Below are 16,871 nucleotides of genomic sequence, written 5' to 3'. Positions count from 1 at the left end.
AAATGCCCGTGGGCCAGGGAGGATTTCATGTCGGCGCTCTGCGGCGCGTCCTGGGCGACGAGTATCTTTCGCCTCCGTTTGACGACTGCAGTCGCTTCGGCGGCGCCGACTTTCTCTATGTGTACGACTGCGGTTCGTCACCGAAATCAGGCGTCGAAAGAGAGATCAAAGACCTCCTGTCACATCGAGCAGAGCGACGCCTCGACATCCTATTCCTTTCGCATTTCGACGTTGATCATATCTGCGGTACGCCCAAGTTGCTCGGCGCGAAGCGCAAGCGCTCACCTGGCTTTGCGGTCGATACGATCGTGCTTCCCTATGTCGATCATGCCGAGAGGTTTCTCGCGTTTGCACGCGCGACCGTGGAGGGTCTCGACCGAGGCAGCAGCGTACCTGACTTCTTCCGGAGGATGGTGATTGACCCTGCCGAGGCCCTTAGCGATTTCGACCCCCGCCAGATCATTTTCGTTGAGGGTGATGAGCCTCCCACCGATGACGAAGCGGGGACGATCCCGGATCCGGATATCGGCCCATGGTCGGGAGGCGGAGAGGGCAAACGGCCAGGATCAGAAGATGGGTTCAGCTTCAAGATCGAGGCAGCGCACGCCGGCACGTCTTTTGATCGAAAAGAGACCGTGGAGCAACCCAGCGACCGGACCGTGCGGGTACGTCGGCTCCGGGGCGGACGCCGCTCTGCCGGTGCTTCGATCCTGCTCGTGGCCAATGTCGCGTTCCGCGTGCACGACTTGCGTGGCAAGCTCGGCTGGCGGCTGCTGCCGCATGTCCGCCCTGCCACGAAGGCTGCGGTTGCTGCGTTCGAGAAGGCTGCAGAAATCGAACTCAAATGGACCGCAGGCTCGTTTCGCACGAAGATTGCAAACGCCTCCGTTCGCGAGGAGGCTGTGACCAAGCACAGGATGAAGCTCGCCCGGGCCTATCGTGCCATCTTTGGAAAAAACAAGAACTTGACCTCGATGTCGCTCTATTCCGGGCCGGCCAATCCACAGGAGGCTGACGGCTGGACGATTGCGCCAAATCTGGCGCCACACCACGAGACAAAGATTGGCTGGATGGGAACGGGCGACGCGCCCTTGAAAGACGTGGACGACATCGCAACGTTCGAGCATTTCTTTTCAGATGACATAATCAGGGTTGCGAGCTTCATGTTCCCTCATCACGGCTCGATCGAAAACAGCAATCCCGCACGACTGGTCTCCGATGCCGACATCTATGTTGCCGCCGCTGATCCACGGCATGATTGGGAGCATCCGAGCAATGCGCTCCGCCATGCTGCGTATTATACTGGAAAGGCCGTTGCCGTTGTTCGGGAACAGCGCCGCACAGCCTTTGACGAATGCATTCTGGTCACATGGGGCGAAGGCAGGAACCAAGTTGAGGCTCGTCTGTTGCAAGCAACATGCACTACATATGTGGACCCGGACGAGGGCGTTCGAGTGAAGTTGAGAGGCCCGCATGCCGATCGTCGGGTCAGCGCGAATACGCCCCTACCTCTGTGAGATCAACCGCGAGGAGTACGCGAAGCCCATCTAGTTTCGCTGAATAGGCGCCAGGCGACTGCGTCTTTGACATTGATGAGCAGTATGACGCAATGGGCAGAATCGAGTTACGTGGCTCCAAACGTGATGCTGGTTCGAATTCCGTTCGACGGGGAGGCGATCAGCTCGCGCGATCTGTGGGCGCTACGGCTGGGCACGGCCCGCCACGGGTGATGGACGCCGAGCGGACCTTCCGGGAGAAAGCGGCGGCGATCCGGGTAGCTTGCAGGAGCGGTTCCGCGGCGATCCGTTCGTTCGCCACGGTACGATGCCGGAGGTTCAACTCAGTCAAGATCGTTGCAAGCGCCGTGGCTCGCGAGTGCTTTCGCGCGCATAGGGATCCTTCGGTAAGAAGACCGCGAACGGCGCGGCAGTTGACTAGGACGTCGCCGTCAACGCTGGCCTGCAGGTTTTGCTGGGGGGGGTGACCCGCTCGGCCGCGCATAATGCCAGGCGCGTGACCTGCTGGGCACACAGATAAAAGCCGAGGGGCATTGTGGAGAAATATCAACGGGGCATTGTGCAAACCTCATAGATAGAAATAGATGATTTTGTAAATTTCTCGGATGTGCGTACGAGCCACGACATTTTTGTCATTTTCAATAGCAAAAATCTCGGCAGTGTTAGGGGATGGCAATGAGGGCGTTTGAATTCGGCCATCGTCTTGTAGATTCTTACGCTCGTTTCTCCCGATCATTCAGCACCATCCGATCTGATGATCTGAAAACAGAGATCGACCGTCAGTACGACGCCGGACGCTTTTGGCCAGATGCACTATTATCCCTGAACCCTCGCTATCTTGAGGGTCCGACCGTTGATGATCTGGTCGCGTCGGGTGATCTCGACGAGGCCACAGGCAAGATATTTCGTTTCGGCGAAACGCCCTTACGGTTTCATCGTCACCAAGCGCAGTCCATCGCAAAAGCTCGGGGTGGGCACAGTTATGTCGTCACGACCGGGACCGGCTCGGGAAAGTCCCTATGCTTCTTCGTGCCGGTGGTCGACTCTATTGTCCGCGCGCGGAAGGCCGGGAAGCCACGCCGGACCAGCGCCATTATCGTCTATCCGATGAACGCGCTGGCCAACAGCCAGCTCAAGGGGATCGAGGACTTCATTTCCAACTCCGGCCTGCCCGAAGATCTAATGCCGGTCGTGCGGCGCTACACTGGCCAGGAGAGTCAGGAGGAGCGCCAGCGGATCGCCGACAATCCACCGGACATTCTGCTGACCAACTTCATGATGGCTGAGCTGCTTTTGACTCGGCAGGACAGCCTCGACACCAATGTCATAGAGAACGCCAACGGTCTACAATTCATCGTTCTTGACGAATTGCACACCTATCGCGGCCGCCAGGGCGCTGATGTCGCAATCCTCGTTCGGCGTCTTCGCAACCGCTGTACGCCGGACAAGACGCCGATCTGCATCGGAACCTCGGCCACGATGGTGAGCGAAGGATCCGATGCCAACCGCGCGCAGGCGGTGGCGGACGTAGCGTCGCGCCTATTCGGAACCCCTATTGGCACCGAGTCGGTCATCGACGAGTCTCTCCAGAGGGCGACGGATGATCGGCTGAAACTCGACGACGTGCGCCCGAAGCTCGCGCCTGTGCTGACATCCCCAATTTCTGACGTGCTGACCGACGAAGTCCTGAGAGTGCATCCTCTGGCGGTTTGGGCTGAACTGGCGATCGGTCTGGAGGATGCGCAGGAACTTAAACGTAAGAAGCCGATTCCGTTCGGCGAGGCCGTCACGCTGCTGTCCAGGGATAGCGGCGTGGATCTCGAAACCTGTCGAAGCGGCTTCGAGACATTTCTGACCCGCATCAGCCTTCCGGAAACCGAGCGGGGCGGTTCTGGGACCGGCGCATTTCTCGCGTTCAAGCTCCACCAGTTCATCTCTGGCGCGGGCGAGGTTTTCACAACTCTGGCCGAAATGCCCCGGAATGTGCTGTTCGAAGGACAGCTCGAAGACCCCAGCGCGCCGGGCCATCGGCTCTACCCAACCCGGTTCTGCCGGGAATGCGGACATGAGGTCCACGTCGTCACCCGCACCGAGGACGCCGAAGGCGCTCTGTACCTACCACGGAACATCGACGATGCGCCGCTCGATGATCAGGAGGAAGACACCGCGGGCTACCTCACCCCCACATGCGACGGCGATCCCGATTATGCTTTCACGGGGGAAATCGAATCCTATCCCGAGGATTGGCGCGAGGAACGGAATGGCACCGAGCGAATTCGCGCGACCCGGAAACGCCGACTGCCTCAGATGACCACAGTGGGTCCAAATGGCCGCTATGATGCGTTGGGGAAGAGTTTCTGGTTCATACCCGGCAAGTTTGGGTTCTGTCCGTGCTGCCTCGATCAACCGCATTCCAGCATGCGCGAACGCACCAAGCTTACGGGCCTGTCGGGCGAGGGCAGAAGCTCGGCCACGACGCTTCTCGTCGCAACCGCCCTCGAGTGGATGAACAGGCGTGACAGCGGTGTTCCCAAGGAAAAACGCAAGCTCCTTGGCTTTACAGACAATCGTCAGGACGCTGCCCTTCAGGCGGGTCACTTCAACGATTTTCTGTTCGTCAGCCTTCTGCGCGGCGCGATCTTGCGGGCGGTTCTGGACGCCGGCGACGATGGCTTGACTGAGGACGAGTTCGGCCTGCGGATTGTCAGGGCGCTCGGCTTCACCGCCGCCAACCGGGATGCTCGCGTCCACTGGATGCTGGACTCTGAGGCGGGAGCGGTGATCCGCGAGGATGCCCAACGCTCTCTCCAGAAGGTGCTCGCCCATCGACTCTGGACGGACTTGCGCCGGGGATGGCGCTACACGAACCCGAGCCTCTCTGTTCTCAAGCTCATCGATGTCGAATTCATCGGCCTTGATGACATTGCGGAAGATGCCGTGCGCCTTATGGCCATCCGGCCAGAATTCGGCGCGCTCGACGTCCTCATGCGCAAGATGATGCTGAAGAAACTCCTCAGCGCCATGCTTGACGGCCTAGCCGTCGGAACGGAGGCCCTCGACCCGACCGTTCTCGAGGGAGTTGCCCAGAAGTCTCGCAACCTGTTGCGCGCCCCGTGGGCCATCGACCTGAAGGAGACGCCCCGAAGCCGAACGACCCTGTTTTTACAAGTCCCGGGCAGGGATCGCGTCGGGCTGCGAGAGGAACAGACTATGGTCCGTGCCGGCTTCAATTCCCGCATCGGACGCCTCATCAATCGTAGAAGCGTCATCGGGACCAAGCTCGGCAAGGGTGACTACCTGACGGTCATGACCGGCCTGATGGACCTTCTCGCGCGGGAGGGACTGGTATCGCGCGTCGATCTGGAAGAGGATCTGCAAGGATGGCGTCTGTCGCCGTCAGCCGTCCGTATCGTACCCGGCGAAGCCGTTCGAAGCGGCGGAGCGCAGGGCAATCGCTACTTTCATGATCTCTACAACGAGATCGCCGCCGATCTGAAAGCCGGCCACAGCAGCTTCTGGGGTCTCGAGGGCCGTGAACACACGGCCCAGGTGTCCCAGAGACAGCGCGAGTGGCGTGAGTGGCGTTTCCGCTTCGAGAAAGAAGATCGGCAGAACCTCATCGCAAATGCCGCCGATCTCAAGGTGGCTGGCGAGTCGGAGCAGTTTCTGCCCGCCTTGTTCTGTTCGCCGACTATGGAGCTCGGCGTCGATATCTCCGCGCTTAATGCCGTCTATCTGCGAAACGTGCCGCCGACACCGGCCAACTACGCCCAACGTGCAGGCCGCGCAGGTCGCTCCGGGCAGGCAGCGTTCATCGTGACCTATTGCGCCGCTCAATCGCCCCATGACCAGTATTTCTTTGAACGGCGCAATGAGATGGTAGCGGGCGTCGTTCGTCCTCCGGCCCTCGACATTACCAACGAAGAGCTCGTATGCTCCCATCTGCACGCCGTCTGGCTTGCCGAGGCAAGGCTTGCCCTGTCTCCAGACATCCCGGAAATTCTTGACCTGACACAGACGGGATACCCGCTGAAGCAAGAAGTCCACGATGTCATCGACCGGCCCGAACTGGCGATGGCGGCGCACGCACCGATGAAGCGTGTTCTCGATCAGATTCTCGCTTCAGTGAACGGCCGTAAGCCGGTCTGGATGAGCGACCCCGATGACTTTGTTTCCTCCGTTGCCCAACGCGCACCATGGGAGTTCGACAGTGCCTTCGACCGGTGGCGGGAGCTTTACGACTCCGCCCGGACCCAGTTGATCGAGGCCAACGCCCGCTCAGAAATTACAGGTCTCTCGGCCGCGGACCGTCGTCGCATCAAGGCTTCGCAGATGCAGGCAAGCGACCAGATCGCCATTCTAGAACAGGGGAAAGCTTCCAACGGCTCAGACTTCTACTCCTACCGCTATCTCGCGACGGAGGGATTTTTGCCGGGCTACAATTTCCCCCGGTTGCCGCTTTACGCCTTCATCCCCGGTGAGGGGAAAACCGGCTCATTCCTCCAGCGCGCCCGCTTCCTGGCCATTTCGGAGTTTGGGCCGCGTAGCCTGATCTATCACGAAGGCCGCGCCTACCGGGTCATGAAGGCGAAGCTGCCGCCGGAAGTGAGAACGGGCGATGGGTCGGAACTAGCAACCCGGGACATTTTCATCTGCTCAAACTGTGGCGCCTGCCACGACGGCGAGGTCGAGCGCTGTCACGCCTGCAATACCTCGATATCAGACAAAGACAGTGTCCAGAGAACACTGCGGATCGACAATGTAGAAGCCATGCCTGCTGAGCGTATCACTGCCAATGACGAGGAGCGGGTGCGTCAAGGATTTGAGATTCAAACTGTCTTTTCTTGGCCAAAACGGGATGGCCGAGTGCAGATCACCGAGGCTGATTTCCGTTGCGACGACACTTCGCTTCTCACATTGCAATATGCCAACAGTGCGAAGATCAGCCGAATCAATAAGGGCCTCAAGCGGCGCGCAAAACAAACTGAATTCGGCTTCTATATCGACCCGCGCAGCGGCTACTGGGCGAAGTCCGTAGACGAAAATTCGGATGTCGATGTGCCACCGGATATCGTGAAGCCGGTCAGAATCGTTCCCATCGTCCGGGACCACAAAAACGCGCTGCTCCTCCGCTTTCGGGAGCCGTCGGCCTATGCGCCGGAGACCAGCGCAACGGTTCAGCACGCACTGATGAGAGGTATTGAAGTCGTCTTCCAGTTGGAGGAAGGCGAAGTCCTCGGCGAGCCGTTGCCCGCGCGCGACAACCGGCGCGCCGTCCTGGCCTATGAGGCCACAGAGGGCGGCGCTGGCGTGTTAAGCCGCCTGATCGAGGACCCGCAAGCCCTCGGCAAGGTCGCGCGGGAAGCGCTGGTCCTCATGCACTTTGAGAAGGTCGATGAAGCGATCGCAGCGGGCGACGCGAAACTACTCGCCAACCATGATGGAGAGGCCTGCGTTCGTGGGTGCTACCGGTGTCTACTCTCTTATTTCAACCAGCCCGATCACGAGCTGATCGACCGCACGAGCGATGAAGCGAAACAGATGCTGATTGATCTGGCGCGGGGGCATGTGGTGCTTGCCACAGCGCCTGGTCAGTTCGGCGAAAGCGCTGAATGGGAGAGCGTCTTCAAAGATACAGGGCTTCCGGCTCCCGACACTTCCGCCGTCAGCTTTTCCGGCCAGACGATGAGCTTCGTTTGGCGCAGCCACTTTGTCGCTGCTTGTGTCTCCCCTCTGACTGAGGCAACGCACCAAGAGGCTGAGGCGAAGGGCTGGGCGCTGTTCGAGTTGCCGAGCATGGTTGCTGCAGGCGTGCCTGACGCGATGATCTCGATGTTTGGGGAGAAGTCCCGATGACGGTGAATTTCGCCCCCGGAGATCTGGTGCGCGCTCGCGGGCGAGAATGGGTCGCGCTGCCCTCCTCTCAGGAAGGCATTCTTGCGCTCCGTCCCCTTTCGGGCGGTGAGAACGACACGGTCATCCTTAACCCCGAACTCGAAATCCTGCCGGTCGAGCCGGCCAGATTCGATTTGCCCGCCGCCGCTGCAACAACCGTTCAGGCGAAGGCGGCATTGCTCGCGGATGCGATGCGCCTGATCCTGCGTCGTGGTGCAGGCCCATTCCGATCGGCGGCGCAGCTCGCGTTCGAACCGCGGACCTACCAGCTCGTCCCCTTGCTGATGACCCTTCGTCTACCGACACCGCGCCTTCTCATCGCGGACGATGTCGGCATCGGCAAGACGATCGAGGCCGGACTAATCCTGCGCGAACTGATGGATCGGGGCGAGGTGGACGCCTTCTCAGTCCTCTGCCCTCCCCATCTCGTCGAACAATGGGTAGATGAGTTGAGAGCACGCTTCGGGATTGAAGCCGTTCCGGTCACGTCCGGTACCGCCAGCCGGTTGGAACGCGGCCTACCGCTCGCTCACACTTTGTTCAACGCCTACCCCTTTACCGTTGTCAGCCTCGACTACATCAAGGCCGAGAAGCGCCGGGAGGGTTTTGCACGAACCTGTCCGGATTTCGTCATAGTCGATGAAGCGCATACTTGCGTAGGGACGCACCAGGGCCGGCAGCAGCGTTTCGAGCTTCTGTCGGGGCTAGCCCGGAACCCTGAGCGCCGGATGATCCTTCTGACTGCGACGCCGCATTCTGGAGACGAAGAGGCTTTCGCACGTCTCCTTTCCCTCATCGATTCATCGTTTGCTTCGATGGATTTCGAAGATCCCCGGTATCGCGAACGCCTGGCCCGTCACTTCGTACAGCGGCGACGGATCGATCTCATATCAGGGGATTGGAATGAAGACCGCGCTTTCCCGAGACATGAGACGACCGAATTTGCCTATCGCCTGTCAGACGCCCATCGTGGCTTCCAGGAGGCCGCGCTCGACTACTGTTTAAGCATCGTGTCCCGGGCAGGATCCGGGCAACGAGAGCGGCGGCTGGCCTACTGGGGTACGCTGGCCCTGATGCGATGTGTCGGTTCTTCACCCGCCGCAGCCCTTAGCGCACTCAGGAACCGACTGTCGAGCGAGGGCGATCGGCTGGAGCCTCAAATCTACGATGACGATGGAGACGACGAGGACGCAGTCGATCTCGAGCCGGGCACGCCCTTCAACGACGATCCAGCCCTGCTTGCGCTGGTGAAGCGCGCCGAGGAATTGGTCAACACATCTGATCCGAAGCTAGCCGCATTGGTCGATGCGCTGACGCCTCTCATCAAGAAAGGCGCCAATCCAGTCGTCTTCTGCCGCTATCTCGCGACGGCCGAGCATGTCTGCGAGGCCCTTCGCAACGCCTTCCCGAAACTGATGGTCGAAGCTGTTACGGGTGTCCTGACCCCCGACGAGCGTCGCGACCGCGTGGCCGACATGGCGCCGGCGGACGAGGGAACGCCGGTTCAGCGCATCCTTGTCGCCACCGATTGCCTGTCCGAAGGGATCAACCTGCAACAACTCTTCGACACGGTCGTCCACTACGATCTGTCGTGGAATCCGACCCGGCACCAGCAGCGGGAAGGACGGGTCGATCGCTTCGGGCAGCCGGCGGAGCTTGTCCGGTCGATCATGATGTTCTCGCCGGACAGCGCGATCGACGGTGCGGTGCTCGAGGTTATCCTTCGCAAGGCGGAGGAGATCCGCGAAGCAACCGGCGTGACCGTGCCGCTTCCCGAGGAACGGGGGCCGGTGACAGATGCACTGATGGCCTCGATGATGCTGCGTCGGGGTGTATCCCCCCAACTCACGCTCGATCTGCGCTTCGATGATGGCGCCAAGATCATGGAAGCGCGGTGGCGCGATGCTGCCGAAAACGAGAAAAAGTCCCGTGCGCGTTTCGCCCAGAACGCAATGAAGCCGCAGGAAGTGGCCCCAGAATGGGAGAAGGTCCGGACGCTGCTCGGCTCGCCGGCAGACGCAAAGCTCTTCGTCGAACGGGCAATGTCACGCTTCGGCGTGCCGCTGGAAACCAGGAAAACCGTGCTGCTGGCTCATGTCAATGCACTCGATATCGGCCTGCGCGAGCGTCTCGCCGAGCATGACCTGACTGGATCGGTGCGTCTGGTGACTGCCGAGCCGGCGCCGTCGGGCACGGCGCTGCTGACTAGAACACATCCCCTGGCAGCGACTCTTGCAGAAGCGCTGGTTGAGGCGTCGCTTGATCCGGAGGCGTTGTCAGGTCTCGGCATCGGTCGGGTCGGCGCCTGGCCGACCATGGCCGTGCAGCAGATCACCCGTGTGCTCCTGCTTCGTATCCGCTTCAAGCTGACCGTCCATGCTCGCAAGGAACGGTTGCTGCTGGCTGAGGAGGCAGCACTCGTCGCGATCCAGCGTGGCCAGCTCGTAGCAACCGGCGAGGCTGCTCGGGAATTGCTGAATGCGCCCGCCATCGCCGATCTGGCGCCCATCGCGCGTGACCGGTTCGTTGCGAAGGCGAAGGAAGAACTACCCGGCTTGCTCAAAGGGCCGATTGCCGATTTCGCCCGGTCACGCGCGCAGGAACTCATGGCGGACCACGCGCGGCTCCGCGCCGCGTCAGGTTCCGCTTCGCGCGTCACGGTAGAGGCCGTGCTGCCGCCGGACATAATCGGCCTGTTCACGCTCATGCCAGGGGAGGCCTGAGCCATGGCGCGCAAGCCCGTCACCGACATGTCGGCCTGGCCCTCGCTCACGCTCGAGGGCAATCTCATCGCGCCGGCCATGGTCGCTAGCATCGATCGCAGGCAGGCTCCCGAGCAGACGGAAGAGGAGTACCGGATCCGCAAAGGGTTGACTATCCGTGAGGAGATCTCGACCGCCTTCCGTGTCGGCCAGTCACATTTCGACGCCTTCGCGAAGCTGGAGAACCCCTCGGTCGAGGCGACGCGGCGTTTCGTGCGTGGCTTCTTCGCGGAAACCTTTGGCTTCGACGATCTCGTCCCTGCCGATGGCGTCGTCGCCTTCCTTGCCGGCGGGCGTGTACCCGTCGTTGTCGTGCCGCCTGCCGACGAAAAGCTCGATAGGCGCAGCCCGACGCTCTCGACCGATCGTTCGCGCTCACCGGCGTTTGCACTTCAGGATTATCTCAACGACAGCGACGACGCGCTGTGGGGCCTAGTCACGAATGGGGCGATCCTTCGCCTCATGCGGGACAACGCATCGCTGACTCGGCCCGCCTACATCGAAGCTGACCTGACCCAAATCTTCACAAATGAGGACGCCGCCTCCTTTGCGGTTCTCTGGTCGCTGGTTCACCGGACCCGGTTCGGCCTTGCCGGCGCGCCTGTCGCCGATTGTGCGCTCGAACGCTGGCGCGAGGCTGGCTCCCGCGAGGGCGAGGCTGCTCGCGATCGGCTGGCAGCCCAGGTCGAAACCGCGCTCAAGGTGCTCGGCTCGGGTTTCCTCGAAGCCAACCCCGACCTCGCTACTCGACTGAAATCCGGCGATGTCAATTTGACCGAGTGGTTCAATGAGCTTCTGCGTCTTGTCTACCGCCTCATCTTCCTGATGGTGGCCGAAGATCGAGATTTGTTGCATCCGCCCATCAAGGAAAATGACCCCCTGCGCGCGGAGAAGCTTGCTGCTCGCAAGCTCTACTCTGACGGCTACAGCCTTGCCACGCTGCGCGCGCAATGCGTCCGCGCAACCACCTGGGACAAGCACCACGACCGCTACGAGGGCATCAAGGTCATCTTCTGCGCTCTCGCCCGCGGGCAGGAGGCGCTCGGGCTTCCTGCACTTGGCGGACTTTTCAGCGCCGACAAACTGCCGCATCTCGAAACCGCACGCCTGCGCAACCGCGCCTTCATGGAAGCGCTCTACCGCCTTTCCTGGCTCTCCGACAAAACCGGTATGGTCCCGGTGAACTGGCGCGCGATGGAGACCGAGGAGCTGGGATCAGTTTATGAGTCCCTGCTCGAACTCCAACCGCAGCTCGGCGACGACGGCAAGACCTTGACCTTTGCCTCGGAAGCGGCCGAGCAGAAGGGTAACCAGCGCAAGACAACTGGCTCCTACTACACACCCGACAGTTTGGTGCAGCTCCTGCTCGACACTACGCTCGATCCGGTGCTCGACGAGCGAGAAGCCCAAGCTTCCGATCCCGCCGAAGAACTCTTGAAGCTTACTATCATCGATCCCGCCTGTGGATCGGGGCATTTCCTGCTCGCAGCGGCGCGGCGCATTGCTACCCGCGTCGCCCGCCATCGCGCCGGGGGACTCCCTTCGGCCGCGGACTTCCGCCATGCGCTGCGTGAGGTCTCTTGCCGCTGTCTCTACGGCGTGGACCGCAATCCCATGGCGGTTGAACTGACCAAGGTGGCGCTGTGGATCGAAGCGCTGGAGCCGGGTCGTCCGCTCGCCTTCTTTGATGCGCAAATCCGTTGCGGTGACAGCCTGGTCGGCGTGTTCAACCGCGCGATGCTGCGCGAAGGACTACCGGACGAAGCTTACAAGCCACTAACAGGTGACGATAAGGAGCTCTCCCGCCGCTACGCCCGCCTCAACAAGGAACAGCGGGAGCGGGCGAAGGAGCATCCGCAATTGTTCAAGAGCTGGTCACCCCCTGAAATCTTGACTGAGCGGGATCATAGGCTGAAGGAGATGGCGCAGGACGATCTGGCGAGCGTCGAAGCGAAAGCCCAAGGTTTTGCGACAATGCGGGCTTCGGACGACTGGCACCGCCTGAAGACAGCCAGCGACCTCTACATTTCGGCCAATTTCTATATGGCGGCCTTCTTTACGCCCAAAGCCGCCGACTCCGACGGTGCGGATGCCATGCCGCTCACCGAGCATGTATGGCAGGCGGCGGGAGGTCAGGAGCCCGCCCAGCATTTGCGTCAAGGCGCCAGCTTGACCTCCGACAAGGTGAGCGCCTTCCACTGGTTCATTGAATTTCCAGAGATTATGGAACGCGATGGCGGTTTCGATGCCGTCATCGGCAATCCGCCGTGGGAGCGCATCAAGCTTCAAGAACAGGAATTCTTCGCCGCGCGCTCGCCGACGATCGCCAGCGCACCTAATAAGGCGGAGCGGCAAAAGCTGATCGATGCCCTTGAACAAGCCGATCCTGAGAGCGCAGATGGCCGGTTGTGGAGGGATTTTGTCTTCGCTAAGCGCACAGCGGAAGCAGCCAGTGAATTCGCGCGTTCGTCCGGCCGCTATCCATTCACGGGCCGAGGTGACGTCAACACCTATGCCCTTTTCGCCGAACTGTTCTCGCGCCTTGCGAAACGTAGCGGGCGTGCTGGCGTGATCGTACCGACAGGTATCGCAACTGATTCCTCAACGTCGCTTTTCTTTGGTGGTCTTGTCGCTGAGCGACGTCTGGCCCAACTCATAGACTTTGAGAACCGCGAGGCCATTTTCCCAAGCGTCCACCGCAGCTACAAATTCTGCGTCCTCAGCTTGGGGCAGGCGGAGGCCGCCATGTTCGCTTCCTTTCTTACCAATACGGCCCAGCTTGCCCAGAACGAGCGCCGCTTCACGCTGACGCCGGAAGAGATTGGCCGCATAAATCCGAACACCAAGACCGCGCCCATTTTCCGCTCCCGTGCCGATGCGGAACTGACAGCAAAGCTTTATGGCCGCGCACCCATATTGATAGAAGACGTTTCCCAAGAGACGAAGCAGGCAAAGAGTCCGTGGGGTTTCACCTATCAAACAAAGATGTTTGATATGGCGGATGCTAGTCATTTGTTTCTGAAAACACCAAACATCAGCCTTGCCGAAGGCGGGGACGATGTCAGTTCGGTACTTTTCCCGCTCTATGAAGCCAAGATGATCCACCAATTCGATCATCGCTGGGCTACTTACGGCGTAGGAGCGAGTGGCGATGAGGAGGGCGCTCGCGATTGCACGCTTTCCGAAAAGCAAAATCCAGATTTCGAGCCGTCACCTCGTTATTGGGTGCCCGAACACGAGGTTATCTTGCGCGCTGCTCGCGTACCATCCGCACTCAAGAGCGCTGTGCGGAAGGGTGATGCTAATGCTGCGCTCAAAGCGATCGTCACCTGGATCGCCGGAGCTGTTCCCGCCCTTGAAGGTCGACCAGCGCGTGAAGCCGACATTTTCCGGCTTCTCGGTCGGGCACAGGACTGGCGCGTCGCGCTAAAGGCGTCGCCCGAACGCTCCCTCCTGGATCCCAAAACGTTCGCCGCCGGTGCGGAAATGCAACGCGAGACGCCGCTGACGGAAACAGATCTCGCTCTCATCGCCGAAGGGCCGAAGGATGTACTGTCTCTTGCCGAATTGCTGATTGCAGCAAAACAACCCCGTTGGCTCATGGGATGGCGGGACATCTGCCGAGCGACAGACGAGCGGACGGTAATCGCCAGCGTGTTTCCGAAAGTGGCCGTAGGACATACTATCCGCGTTATGTATTTGGATGTCTCCGCAAGTCTTGCTGCGGCGTTCATTGGGAATTTGTCTTCCTTAACTCTGGACTATATTGGCAGACAAACAGTTGGCGGAACTCATCTAACAGTCGAGACATTGAAGCAGCTTCCTATCCTTCCGCCCTCTATGTTCACAGATTCCGATCTCCGCTTCATACGTCCGCGTGTTCTAGAGTTAACTTACACAAGCCACGCCATGAAACCTTGGGCCGAGGACCTGGGGTATTCGGGCCGGCCTTTTACCTGGGATGATGATCGCCGCGCGCGATTGCGTGCTGAGTTGGATGTCTTCTTCGCTCGAAAGTATGGTCTGACTGAAGAAGATCTGCGATACGTCCTCGATCCTGCCATGGTCAAAGGCCGAGACTATCCGTCAGAAACCTTCCGCGTTCTGAAGGAGAAGGAAACTCGCCAGTTTCACGAATACCGCACCGAGCGTTTGGTGCTCGATGCGTGGGAGCGGGCCAACGCGCCGCTTGCCGGAGGACCTCCAGGCACAATCGTATTGCCGCCTCTCTCGGACCTCCCGGATGGCGCATGGACTTGGCCGGCAAGCGTCGACCCACGCAACCGTCTCCGTCACGCGGCGCAATATGTGCTTTGGCAGATGGACTCGCCGACGGACGGCTCACATCCGCGGTTCGTGATCGCCAGCCTTGCAGAACCTGCGCTGCTCACTCCACTGCTCGCGGCCGACGACCAGACCCAATGGATCAGGCTTGTCGGGCCCGACGCACAACCGACAAAAGACGCATTCAGGCTGAATCCGGCTGTCAATGCCGCGTGGCGGTCGATGTTCGAAACGCTGCTGACATCGGGCCAGTTGGAAGAACGCGCTGACGGAGCATGGATGCGGGGCCAGCATTTCAGCTCGGCGGGATTGCAGGCCACTTCTAGCGATGCCCAGCGCACCGCCTTTGTAATCCGCGCAGTACGAAGCATGGACATCGGCAGGCTCACCGCCACTGTCGCACCAGAAGACAACGTGATCTGGGCGAGGTTTGGTCATGGCTAATCAGACTGACCTTTTCGCCCCGGTGGTCCACTCACCGAAGGCGCCAGGAGGCCGATCCGGACCTCGGCTTTGGATTCGTCGTCTGGCGATATTCAAGGATAGCCAAACCATCATCCGCAATGTTCCGCTGAAGCCCGGTCTGAACATCATCTGGACGCCAGATATGTCGAGCAGCGGCCGCCGTGCATTGGCGCACGGAAGCGGCAAGACAAGTTTCTGCCGCCTGCTCCGGGCCTGTCTGGGCGAGCCAGGCTATGCAGCTGATACCCAGAGATCGCGTCTCATGTCGCGGCTTCCGAATGGCCTTTTCGCAGCCGAGATTATTGTCGACGGCGTGTGTTGGGTTGCTGTTCGTCCCTTGGGACTTCCAGGCGGTGACTTCGTCGTCCAATTGGATACCATCGAGGCTGCGATCGCTCAGGGACGTCGCGGCGCAGATCACACGGCTATCGATCCTGTGATCGCTGCAAGCTTTTTCTCAACGATCGCGGAAGCAACGCCACCGGAAGTCAGCGGCGAGCAGGTCTGGGACGTGCTTCGGGCCTGGCTGACGCGCGATCAGGAATGCCGTCTGGCCGATATCCTCGCGTGGCGCTCATCGCAGACGCACACCCGCTCACGTGCGCAAGTGTTGGGCGAAACGGCAAAGCTGACCATGGTGCGCCTCGCTTTACGTGCTCTCGATGCTGAAGAGCGCGCCGCATCGACACGTGAGCGAGAGCTCGTGGCTGCCGTCGAAGAAGAGCGTCGCCGCCATGTCTATCGGCAGCAGCGTTATGCCGATGGCCTCAAGGCCGCGAGGTTGGCATTGGGCGCCGGTGACGAAGTGGACTTCGACGACACGATCGACCAGAAGGGGTTGGTTTCAATGGCGGAAGCGGCTTTGGCCGACGCGATGCGAATTGCTTTGCCGAAGCCGCCAGATGTCGGCGCGATCTTCGCACGCCAAAAGGCACTTAGCGCTGACCATGAGGCGCTAACAGCGAGACGTCAGCAGTTGGAAAACGAAGCACGTTTCAAGCAGGGCGAAGCTCAGCGCTACCGATCAGAAGCAAGCCTGGGCGAGATCGATATTACCCAGGGACGGATCAGGGTATGCCCCGTGTGTCGGGTCAACATAGATGAAATCAAGGCAAACGGGTGCGGGATCTCGCTCGAACCTTGTGACCTGGCTGCATTGAGAGCCGCAATCGCAAACAAACAGAAGAAGGCCGCGGACCTGGATATTGAGGCGAATCGTGTAGAGCAGGAGGTCAAACGGGTCGCGGCGCAGATTGAGCAACTCGGATCGCAACGGCTGGTGCTCGACGTGGAGATCAGAGCTGCCGATGAAGCTACTCGTGCCGCGCAGGCGGTAACGAGAGAGGCCCAGGATCACGTCTATCGAGCGCGGCGCACGCTTGATGACGTGCGATCACTTCGCGAAAGTGGGGCAGCCAAACCTACGGCGTCGGCGACCACTGCGCTGGAGGCGGTTCGTGCACAGCTAGACGCGGGACGCTCACGGGCGCGGGCAGCCATTGGAATCCTGGAAGAAAGGTTTCAAGGAATCATGGCCGCTTGGCTTCCCGAGGGGGTGACGGGAACCATCAAATTAGACGGTCACGGTTTGAAGGTTGACGCTGAGCTCTCTGGGCGAGGTGAGGTTTCCACGGCTGCCTTGGACTCTCTAAAGATCGTCGCGTTCGACCTTGCCGCCTTGCATATGGCCATCGAAGAGAAGGCCGATCTGCCAGCCTTCCTTGTCCACGACAGCCCACGCGAAGCCGATCTGGATGGTCAACTCTACGCTGGCCTGTTCAAGCTCGTGCATAAGTGGGAGGAGGACGCAGGAACACCGTGCTTCCAATACATCGTAACTACCACAACAGCCCCGCCAACCGCATTGCAGGGGGAGCATTATGTAAGGCTCCAAATGAGCTCGACTCCCGCGGATCAGCGGCTTTTCGCTATGGATATCTGAGCCCGC

Annotated in this window: 5 protein-coding genes; all 5 read left to right on the top strand. The window is 60.4% G+C overall.

Annotated elements, in window-relative coordinates; translation table 11 throughout:
* Window positions 1-2: 2 nt before the first annotated feature.
* The 5 genes from IB263_RS29995 to IB263_RS29975 all read left to right on the top strand — a co-directional run bounded on the left by IB263_RS29995 (window position 3) and on the right by IB263_RS29975 (window position 16,865).
* A complete protein-coding gene (locus IB263_RS29995) occupies window positions 3-1,517 on the top strand; it encodes an MBL fold metallo-hydrolase (protein ID WP_192439402.1) in 1,515 nt (504 codons plus the stop codon).
* A 675-nt stretch (window positions 1,518-2,192) separates the two neighbouring features.
* The gene (locus IB263_RS29990) at window positions 2,193-7,373 is read left to right on the top strand and encodes a DEAD/DEAH box helicase (RefSeq protein ID WP_192439401.1); all 5,181 of its coding nucleotides are present in this window, start codon (window positions 2,193-2,195) and stop codon (window positions 7,371-7,373) included.
* A complete protein-coding gene (locus tag IB263_RS29985; protein ID WP_192439400.1) occupies window positions 7,370-10,135 on the top strand; it encodes a DEAD/DEAH box helicase in 2,766 nt (921 codons plus the stop codon). Before IB263_RS29990 ends, IB263_RS29985 begins: the two co-directional genes overlap by 4 nt.
* A 3-nt stretch (window positions 10,136-10,138) precedes the next feature.
* Window positions 10,139-14,902, top strand: coding sequence for an Eco57I restriction-modification methylase domain-containing protein (locus IB263_RS29980; protein ID WP_192439399.1), 4,764 nt, complete (start codon window positions 10,139-10,141; stop codon window positions 14,900-14,902).
* Window positions 14,895-16,865 (top strand): DUF2326 domain-containing protein, encoded by a 1,971-nt coding sequence (locus IB263_RS29975; RefSeq protein ID WP_192439398.1) that lies wholly within the window; start codon window positions 14,895-14,897, stop codon window positions 16,863-16,865. The genes IB263_RS29980 and IB263_RS29975 overlap by 8 nt, the downstream gene beginning before the upstream one ends.
* Window positions 16,866-16,871 lie beyond the last annotated feature (6 nt).

The organism is Ensifer sp. ENS03, from assembly GCF_014852035.1.
In the GTDB taxonomy this organism is placed as follows: domain Bacteria; phylum Pseudomonadota; class Alphaproteobacteria; order Rhizobiales; family Rhizobiaceae; genus Ensifer; species Ensifer adhaerens.
Note: the sequence above shows the minus strand (reverse complement) of the source record. Positions and strands in the feature narration are given on the sequence as shown.